Annotated in this window: 8 protein-coding genes; 2 read left to right on the top strand and 6 right to left on the bottom strand. The window is 50.0% G+C overall.

Annotated features, from left to right (window positions below):
* The first annotated feature begins 192 nt into the window (after positions 1 to 192).
* Both BGX12_RS13000 and BGX12_RS12995 read left to right on the top strand, forming a co-directional pair.
* Positions 193 to 2136, top strand: a complete 1944-nt coding sequence (locus tag BGX12_RS13000; protein WP_109736475.1) for a cellulase family glycosylhydrolase — start codon at positions 193 to 195, stop codon at positions 2134 to 2136.
* A gap of 150 nt (positions 2137 to 2286) precedes the next feature.
* Positions 2287 to 5784, top strand: coding sequence for a PD40 domain-containing protein (locus tag BGX12_RS12995; protein ID WP_109736474.1), 3498 nt, complete (start codon positions 2287 to 2289; stop codon positions 5782 to 5784).
* A 28-nt stretch (positions 5785 to 5812) separates the two neighbouring features.
* On the opposite strand, the gene BGX12_RS12990 is transcribed toward BGX12_RS12995, so the two are convergent.
* The 6 genes from BGX12_RS12990 to xseB are packed head-to-tail and all read right to left on the bottom strand — an operon-like array spanning position 5813 to position 10013.
* On the bottom strand, positions 5813 to 6250 hold the full coding sequence (locus BGX12_RS12990) for a hypothetical protein (protein ID WP_109736473.1): 438 nt from the start codon (positions 6248 to 6250) through the stop codon (positions 5813 to 5815).
* 21 nt (positions 6251 to 6271) lie between these two features.
* Entirely contained in the window at positions 6272 to 7180 is a 909-nt protein-coding gene (locus tag BGX12_RS12985) for a hypothetical protein (protein WP_109736472.1), read from the bottom strand.
* Entirely contained in the window at positions 7181 to 7618 is a 438-nt protein-coding gene (locus BGX12_RS12980) for a hypothetical protein (RefSeq protein WP_146196343.1), read from the bottom strand.
* A 56-nt stretch (positions 7619 to 7674) separates the two neighbouring features.
* The gene (locus tag BGX12_RS12975; protein WP_109736470.1) at positions 7675 to 8997 is read right to left on the bottom strand and encodes a class I SAM-dependent RNA methyltransferase; all 1323 of its coding nucleotides are present in this window, start codon (positions 8995 to 8997) and stop codon (positions 7675 to 7677) included.
* A 34-nt stretch (positions 8998 to 9031) separates the two neighbouring features.
* A complete protein-coding gene (locus BGX12_RS12970) occupies positions 9032 to 9808 on the bottom strand; it encodes an ATP-binding cassette domain-containing protein (RefSeq protein ID WP_109736469.1) in 777 nt (258 codons plus the stop codon).
* Positions 9801 to 10013, bottom strand: a complete 213-nt coding sequence (gene xseB / locus BGX12_RS12965; RefSeq protein WP_109736468.1) for an exodeoxyribonuclease VII small subunit — start codon at positions 10011 to 10013, stop codon at positions 9801 to 9803. The genes BGX12_RS12970 and xseB overlap by 8 nt, the downstream gene beginning before the upstream one ends.
* Positions 10014 to 10036: the final 23 nt, after the last annotated feature.

Below are 10036 nucleotides of genomic sequence, written 5' to 3'. Positions count from 1 at the left end.
ATTAAATTTTAGAAAATAGCCCATTTTTTGTTTAATTTAGGCGAAAGTCAACAAAAAAGGGTGGCGAAGCCACCCACACATGTTGATGAAGAGCCGTTTTTTATTTCTTTTTTATTAAAAAACTTTCCCACACCTCCATTTGGATATAGATATACCTTTGGAAAAACAAAAACGTTTTCAAATGAGGAAACAATGAACATCAAGAAAAAAGCCTTTATCGGACTTTCTGCAGCAGCAATCGCCATGATGGCCACCGCTTGCGGTGACGATTCTTCCAGCAAGCCCAACGCTCCGGCCAATCCGGATCCGAGCGTTCCTACTGAATCCATTCCTGCTGTTGATCCTGTTCCCGGAGATACAACCACAGGCAATCCCGCAGTGACGGATCCTACCGACCCCACCCCAGGTACCATTGAGGAATTTGCACCCAAGGGAATCCTGATTGACGACTTCGAAGACGGCGACGGCGAGACCGCCCAAGGCAAGGGCTGGTTCGTCTATGACGACCAGGGCAATGGTGGCGCATCCGTCATCACCACCGCGGAAAGCGATGAAGGCTATCCCGTTCCCGTTGCTGGCGGCTACAATTCCAAGTATGCATTCAAGATCAACTACACCCTGGACAAAGGTGGCTACGAATACGATCCGTATGTAGCACTTGGCGTCGCAATCGACGAAGCGGATTTCTCCAATATCGGAGGTTTCCATTACTGCTATAAGGGTCCTGCCCATACCGCACGCGTAGAAACAACCGACATTGAAGACTACGATGTACACGGCATCAAGTCCGCTGCATCAAAGGCTGCCTGGAAGTGCGTGGACATCAAGTTCCGCGACCTGATCCAGGAAGGTTGGGGCACTCCTGTCGTCTTTGACAAGAACAACATCTTCCAGATTAGTTTCCACATCAAGGGATCCGCAAAGGTCACTTCTGATTCCCTGATGATCGACAACGTGGCATTCCTGGCAACCGATGCACTGCCGGTTGATGTGGCAGACATGGAAAAGACCCCCGCGGTTATCCCCACCGTGACCATCGGCGACGTTGCAGTCAGCAACCCGCTGCAGGAAAAAGCCATGAAGTACCTAAACAAGGGCGTCAATTTCACCAACTGGCTGGAAGAAGCCGACGGCAAGTTCGACGGCAACTTCGAATTTGGTGAAAAGGACATCAAGCTCCTTGCTGAAAACGGCTTCAAGAGCCTGCGCCTGCCCATTGACCTGGACCTTTACGCCACCAACCGCAAGGCACTCATCGCTGGTACCGAAAAGGAAGCCGTCATGGACGATTCCATCTATATCGTTCTCGACGCCTTCGACAAGTGGACCAAGGAAAACGGCATGTCCTTCGTGATTGACTATCATGAATACGACAACAGCTATAACAAGACTTCCGCTGCCGACAGCAACTACATCAACATGATGGCTAGCGTATGGAAGAATGTGGCCAAGCATTTCGCCGATAGCGAACGCGAAGACATCTTCTTTGAATTGCTGAACGAGCCGGATATGACCAGCGGTGCCGTAAAGTCTGAAGTTTGGACCGTGGCCGCCCAGGCCATGATCGACGCCATCCGTAGCGTTGATACCAAGCACACCATCATCTTCGGTGACGCCCAGTGGTACTCCATCAGCCTGTTGGCAAAACGCACTCCGTTTACCGATGACAACATCGTCTACGCAATCCATACCTACGAGCCCTTCCTCTTCACCCATCAGGGCGGTTCCTGGACCGACTATGCTGCAATCCACAACATTCCCTTCCCCTATGTGGCAGAAGACTGGTCCGAATACTCTTTCACCTACGGTGTGAATGGTGGCGTTAAGAGCAGTGTAAAGACTGCCATCAAGAACTACTACAAGAACGGTAGCAAGGAAGCTATCCTCAAGGGAATTCTCCCGGCAAAGGAATGGGCCGTCAAGAACAACGTTCCGGTGATCATCAACGAATTTGGCGCCCTCCGCGATAAGTCCGACGCCCAGTCCGTCCTGAACTACTACAAGGCCATGACCGAAATCTGCGACACCCTGCAGATTCCCTGGACTCACTGGGGTTACACCGGCGGTTTCTCCGTTGTGGATAACGACGGCAAGATCTACGAAGGTCTGGCAGATGTCATGAAGTTAAAGGACTAATCCTTTTTGACAACATCGTAACTAACCGATTATAACGATGCCGTCTCCTTTTTGGAGACGGCATTTTTTGTACATTGTTACAGTAAATATTTTCCGGATTTTATTTTGAAACGACACAGGTTCTTATCGAAAGTTGCCGCTACTTTTTTTGTGGCGATTACGACAGCAGGAACGGCTCTTGCAGCCGGCTTTTACGGCAATCAAAGCGATATCCGCTGGAAGACAGCAGGTACGGATCACTTCCAGTTCCATTACCCTGCAGATTACACCGATCACGCCTCCAAGGTTTCCGCTTATGCAGAAGCCGTATACGACAGTGTCATCAGCCGCTACCAGAAGGGAGTTACTAGCCGGATTAACGTCACGCTGAATAACGCCTTGTACAGTAACGGTGCGGCAATCCCCAGCGAGAACGCACTGAACCTGTGGCTTACCAACTGGGATTTCAAGGTTCGCAGTTCCCATGGCTGGCTTGCCGATGTGGTCACTCACGAATTCAGCCATCTAGTCAGTATTGAAAGTGGTAGCAAAGTCAATCCCCACCTGTATGGCGTACAGTTTGGCTACACAGACTATTACAACGAGCGTACCACCACCAATTTCCTGAGTTTACTCCCCTTCACCATGCAGCCCCTATGGCTTGCAGAAGGCACCGCCCAGTACGAATCCAGCCGTATGGGTTTTGACGGATGGGATTCCCATCGAGACATGCTCCTGCGCGTTGCTGCCTTAAACGACAGCCTGCTTTCCCTGGAGTACATGCATGATTTCTCGGACAACTCCCTCTTTGCGGAATTAGGTCCCTACACCCAGGGCTTTGCCCTAGTCCGTTACATCGACAAGCACTACGGGGAAGACGCCGTTCCCAAGATTTGGGGAAACCTGTCCAAGTTCAACCGCATGACTCTGGACGGAGCCGTCAAGGCAGTCCTTGGAATTAGCGAACAGGAACTGTACAACGCCTGGAAAAAGGAAATCACGGAAGATTACCAGAAGCAAAAGGAATCCCTAGGCGAGCTGGTGGAAGGCACCAAGCTTACCGACAAGTCCTTCTGGAACGACTTTCCCATTATTGCAGGCAATACCCTCTATGGCGTATCCAACTTTGGCGGCATCTGGTTTGATGGTGGCGTTTTCAAGATGCCTCTGGTAGACACAACCTCCGTGGACTCCTCCGCCACAGACTCCACTACGACACAGGATAGTGTAGCTGCTGCAGGAAAGGTTTCAGTAGACGACGCGGAAGTGGAAATCGAGGGTGCCGACAGCACGATCAACATCGGGGATTTCGCCAAGCACGGCTTTACCATGGAAAAGGCTTGGCTAGACAAGGGCATTGACGTGCTGGAGGATTCTACCTTCGGTCCTATTATCGCCTATGTGAGCTACAAGAACCGCGACAAGGATGGACACGCCCACTTCGACATTGCAGTCAGCGATACCAACAAGAACCATATGACCATTACCTACCTGCAGGATGCCGTTTACCCCGCATTCAATCCTGCAGGGGACTCCATGATATTTGTCCGTAGGGAAAACGCAAGCACCCGATTCGTCCTGAGCAAAATTCCTTTCAACAAGGATCTTAAAGCGGGTCAGTCCGAGGAACCTGTGGACATCTATGTTCCCGACGAGAAACTGAAATACTACAACATCTATAGTCCTAAATTCAGTCCCGACGGAAAGCGCATCGCCATCGGCTACTACGATGATGTGGTCCGCGGTATCGCCGTGATGGATGCCGACGGAAAGAACTTCAAGACTGTCAGCAATCCTGAATTTGACGAACGTGACGTGAACTGGCTGGACAACGACAAGATCGTCTTCTCCAGCAACAGGAACGGCATTTTCAACCTGATCGAAAAGAACATTGCAAGCGGAACAGAACATGCGTTAACCAATGTCGTCGGTGGAGCCTTCACTCCCGTTCTTGCAGGGGATACCCTTTACTACACTAACTACGACAAGGATGGATTTTCCTTGTACAAGTTGGCCTACAGCATATTCGTCCCCGCTTCCGCAGACACGACCATCACCGTAAGCCAGCGGGATTCCACGGTTCAGTTATCCGACACCACCTGGACAGTTTGTGATTCTACGGTCCAGGATTCAGCAGTCACCGATTCTGCATCTATGGACTGCCTCAAAAATACAAGCTGTGTATCCCAGCCGATTATCGCCCTTCGTGATAGTGTCATCCAGATTGTAGATACGGTCCGTACCATCGTTCCTAAGGAAGGTACCAAGGAAATCGTCCTTAACGGAGTAGCCCCCAGGCGCGAGTTCAAGCAGCTGCAGCTAAACGACCTGGAATTTGCCGGCATCGAGCAGGACTACAAGCCAATTCCTAGCGTCCCGCTGTTCGTCCCCATGATCGTCCTAAACGAAAATGCTCCGGACCTGACCGTTTTTGGAGAAGGCCAGCTGAAAGTGAAGGCGGGCCTAGCGGTGGTTCTCAGCGACCCTCTTAAAAAGAACACCGTCCAGATGGGGCTTTTGCTGGAACTGGGAGCGGGCATTGATTTCATCAACAGCAGTGGCCTCAATCCGGAGCAGGAAAAGGAATTCTTCGTCTCCTGGGAAAACCATAGCACCCCCATCGACCTGGCACTTTCCTACACTTACGCCAACTACACTAGCAAGGACACCGTTCGTTACGAGGACGTTCGCGCCCATAACGGAGACAGCCTTGGCATTAGCCGTTACGCAGTTCCCATGCAGGCGATTACAGCGTCTGCCGGCTACAGCATCTTCAAGACTATCGACACCCTGCAAGTCGCTGTAGGTTACGACTGGGCGAACTTCAATCTTTACGAAGATAACTTTGAGTGGACTTACCAGAAGCGAATCAGCGCCCTGGTGGCTCTTGGTCTTTATGGCGATTCCGAAGGAGAAGGCGGTTCGGGAATTAGCGGTCAGGGGGACGGACTCTTCCTGTACTACCAGTATTCCAACAGCGATCTTTACCGCCCAGGAACTTTTGCAGAAAGCTTTACGGTGAATGCAAGCGGAGCCATCACTCCTAAGTACCGGAACTTCAATATTCACGAATTGGGACTAAACCTGTACGGAAGCGTTCAGAGCCCCTGGACAGGCGCACGCCTTGCCGCCGGCGGTAAGATTGCAGGAATCCTCAGCTGGAATACGGATGCAGACCAGGACACCCTGGATTCCTACTATCACCACGCCGTTTTCCTGGAAGGTTACCCCTACCTGAGAAGCTCCGAAGACTACACCTTGGCTGGCATGAAAACGGCCATGGCCGAAGTCCATTACCTATTCCCCATCTACGATGACTGGCGCAAGTCTGCCTGGATTTTCAGTACCAGGAGCTTGTATTTTGACCTGTTCGCCCAGATGGGTGCTGCCTGGAACGGCAAGTGGATTGACACAGATAAACTTACGGACCACAGATTCTGGGACCGTAGCGTAGGCATTAGCTTGAGAATGAGCAACAAGCTGTTCTACAGCGTGCCTCTGGACATTTCCGTCACACTGGCTCGAGGTCTAAGCCGTATTGGCGAAAACAAGGACCTGAGCGGCGGTAGAAAGTTGAACCCCATCGATCTCCCGCTCATTCCGGAAAGCATCGCCCCCACCCGCATCAACTTTACCATCGGGATGGGATTCAGCAATACATGGCAATAAAAAAGGGGGGGCAACACCCCCTGCATCATTAGAACCCGTTTGATTTTTTCTTGTTGGGAACTTCGCCAGGAAGTAACTGGCCAGGGCTAGTGCGTCTTCCTGCATCACCTGCGAAATTAGGGTTGTACTTGATCTTAGGCTGTTTCATTTCGGACTGCAGTTCCGTCAGGTGGCGTTCCCAATCCTGCATGGCATTGTCCAGTTCCGTGCGGGCGTTGAGCATCAATTCTCTCAACTGCACCAGTTCCAGCATCTTGTCACGCTTCATAATCCAGAGTTCTTCTTCCTCCGGCATCTGTTCCAGATTGAACAGCAAATTCAGGTAATCTTCTTCCGCTTCCCTATAGGCCTTGTAAGTTTCCTTATAAACCAGATAGCGGTCATCTACCAGCGTCTGCTGAGGAGACGTATGGGCTGCACAGCCCACCAGAAAAAGCATGGCAAGAGAAGCGAGGATTTTTTTCATAACACCCGAATCAGTTAAAGATTATTCGCCGCGCTTCACGTTGTAAAGGCGTTCGTAAGTCACATAGCTGGTAAATGTTGCAGTATCCTGAAGGACCGGGTTCACCATCGTGTTGACACCCACCTTCACTTCACGTTCCTGGCAGGGAACACCATTGGAAGGATCGATCATTACTTCGTACTGAACCTTGTACTCAGCCTGTAGGCCCTTGTTGTAAGCCTGGAAAGATTCCGGAACAATCTTGCTATTGACATGCTGTTCCCAAATGTAATAGGGGAAGCTTTCCTTTTCCTGGAGGTACACCACATAATCCAGACAGCGACGACGGTCACGGTTTTCGAAGCCCTTTACCACCACGGAGTCAATCTGGATAAGGCCGAAGTTCAGACGGTTACGGTCTTTCAAAAGTTGCGTAATATTGCCCTTGGTCGGAATTTCGCCCACAATCAGGTGGTCCATTTCCCAGCGGTGCTTTTCCATGCGTTTCAGGTGAGGGATGTAATCCTTATTAGCCAACTGCTTACGCCAACGTTCGGGAATGGGCAAGTGAGCCACCACGGAGTCATAACCATCTTCGTAGCCTTCGATATGAGCCACATCGCGATCCAAGGCAGTCAAATCCACCTGACGAATTCTCCAGGCCAGTTCAGAAGGCATGGAATGCTTCAGGTAGCCGCGGGAATTGTTGGCGGTAAACTTTCGAGTGACCTTCAAGGAATCCTTATCCTGAGAATAATGTAAATCCACATAGGTCGCAGTTACGGTACCCATGCGTTCTTCGCCCTTCTGGTCCAATGTGGAGAAGTAACCTTCAGTATAAAGTTCCAAGTCCACCGGTTCATTAAGGGTGTAGTTAATGGTCAAGGTTTCCTTATCGCAGGAGCAGAAAAACAATGCGGCACCAAGGCCCAAAAGAGTTCTTAATTTCATTTACGGAAGTTCCACGGAAATATTCTTGGATGCAAGGACCTGGCCATCGGCACTAAATTCAACGAGAACGGTTCCAGGCTTCTTAAGACGAGTCATTTCCTTGGCATTCATAAGGCCGCCCATCTTGGACTTACCCTGAAGGGTGTAGACAGCTACCTTCGGGCTTACGGGAACCTCGTGAGACCAAATTTCACGACCCTTATTTTCTGCAGTACCTTCAAAGAAGGTTGTCTTCAGTTTTCCAAAATCAAAGTTCTTTCCATAACGGAACTGGACAACCATCTGTTCGTTCATCTTAAAGACGCTGGTCGTATCCGCTACGGACTGATTGGCAGGATTCCATTCACGACCTGCAACTACGGTAGGATTTTCAATAGAACAAGCGGAAAAGACCGTCATTGCAAGGGCTGCACAGGCAGAAATGATATACTTCTTCATAATTAGCCTCTTTTTATTTTCCTTCATAAAATAGCAAATACAAGTTTTTTGAACTTCTAATCCCTAGAAAGAACGAACATCATTTCCAGATGAGGCGTCTGGGGATAGAACGCAAATCCTTCCGCATGTTTCAAAGTAAAGCCCGCTGCCGCAAATTTTGCATAATCACGAGCCAACGTGACTGGATCGCAGGAAACGTAAATCAGCCTGTTGACAGAACTACCCACGATCGCATCAAGCGCTTCCTTAGGGAGCCCTGTGCGGGGAGGATCCACAATGAGGGTTGCGGGAACATCTACCACATGGTCCAGGAGCCATTCTTCTGCGGGAGCGGAAACATTTTCCAGGGCGCCCGCCACGCCAGCCTTTTCAGACAAGTTAATCTTGGCATGTTTTAGACAGCCGTCTTCCCGTTCCACGGTGGTAATCTTCTTGAACTTATCCTGAAGGATTGCCGCAAAGAAGCCTACACCGCTAAACAGGTCAATCAACCACTCGTTACTAGCCTTGCCACTTTCAAGACCTTCGTCCACCGCATTGCGAACAGCATCTACAAGTTCCGGCAAAAGTCCCAAATTACTCTGGAAAAAGACAGATGCGTCAGCCTGAATTTTACGCCCACCCACATCTACGACGCTAACAGACTTCTCTCCAAATTCAGAAGAATGCATTCCCCTGTAGTAATAGGAAATCTGACCCTTTCCATTATCAAAGATATTGATATCAAGTTCCCTAGGAATAGAACGAGCTTCCTGCTTGGCAGCAAAAATCTTACGGCCTTCCCCCTTCAGGAAATCGTTCAAGCCAGAGGTCAAAACAGGGCAGTTTTCAAAGCCCACAATATCGTTGGATTCCTGTTCACGGAAACCAAATCGGACCGTCTTACCTTCCGCAGAAATTCCTGGGCGGCACACCACGCGGGCTCGGTTACGGTATCCCCAGGGATTGCCACAATGGATCTTGAAATCCTCCGGAAGTTCCGCATGAGCCAGGCGACGGAAATTTTCTCGTTCCACCTGTTCCATATAGGCCACCTGCTTATCACTAGCTAGATGTTGCAGGCTACAGCCACCGCACTTACCATACAAAGGACACTTAGGCTCCACACGGTCCGGACTCGCTTCCAAAATCTGGATAGCCTTACCCTTGGTAAAATCCTTCTTCTTAAAGGTCAGCTTTACCTTGCAAAGTTCACCGGGAAGAGCTCCACTGACAAAACAGACGCGGCCGTCTTCCAGATGAGCCATGCCTTCACCACCCTGGACCATTTTTTCAATGCGCAGTTCGTTAATCTCAGGCTTTTTCTCTTCGCGGGGTTTTCCAAAGAACCTGCGATCGTTTCCACGCGGGCCTTTAAAATTCTTCTTGTATTCAGACATATTCGTTCTCGTCCCAAGGCTTAGCTCGGGGACCCTAGCGGCGTCTTATGGTAGGCACGCTAGCCAAAAGCTTCTGGGTATATTCGTGTTTTGGGTGGGTCAGCACATCATCGGCATCGCCTCTTTCCACCACATGACCAAAGTACATCACCAGCACTTCGTCACTTAGAGCGCGAACCACCTGCATATCATGGCTAATGAAAACAATAGACAGACCCAAATCATTACGCAGATCATCCAGCAAATGCAAGATCTGAGCCTGCACGGAAACATCCAATGCACTGGTGACTTCATCGCAAAGAAGCACCTTAGGATCCACCATCAGGCTTCGTGCAATGCAAAGACGCTGACGCTGGCCCCCAGAAAACTCGTGAGGGAACTTGTCCAGAGCCCCTTCGGGAATAGACACGCGGGCCAGCAATTCCTGGGCCTTCTTTCGGGCATTTTCAAAGCTAACGCCTCGGGCAACCAGGGGTGCCGTCAAAATTTCCACCACAGTCTGCCTCGGATTCAGGCTACTGAAGGGATCCTGGAAGATCATCTGCATCACATTGGGAATGTCGTTCTTTTTGACAGTCTTTCCAAACAGTTTAAAATCCCCAGATGCAATAGGGACTAACCCCACCAGGGATTTTACCAGGGTGGACTTACCACAACCGGATTCACCCACGATACTGAGAATCTTTCCCTGGGGAAGAGTAAAGCTTACATCGTCGACAGCAGTAAAGTATTTCTGGACCTTGCCAAAAACGCCCCCACGAATGGGGAACTTCACCGTCAATCCGTTTACTTCAAGGGCTGGATTATCCATCGACTTCACTATCCAGGTTCGCTAAAGCTTCCTGTACATTCTGTTCTGTCTTCAGAAGAATCTGACGACACTTACGTAAAAGCTCCGTAGCCTCCTGAACCTGGCCAGCCAATTCATCGATACCCATCTCGGAATTGTCAATTCGGTTCAAAATGCCTTCTAGACGCTCCATGGCGTTTTTGTATTCGAAGTTTTCGTTACTCATATTCTGAATATAGTTATCTTTAA

The organism is Fibrobacter sp. UWR4, from assembly GCF_003149045.1.
In the GTDB taxonomy this organism is placed as follows: domain Bacteria; phylum Fibrobacterota; class Fibrobacteria; order Fibrobacterales; family Fibrobacteraceae; genus Fibrobacter.
The sequence above is the reverse complement of the archived record's forward strand: the minus strand, read 5'-3'. Positions and strand labels throughout refer to the sequence as shown.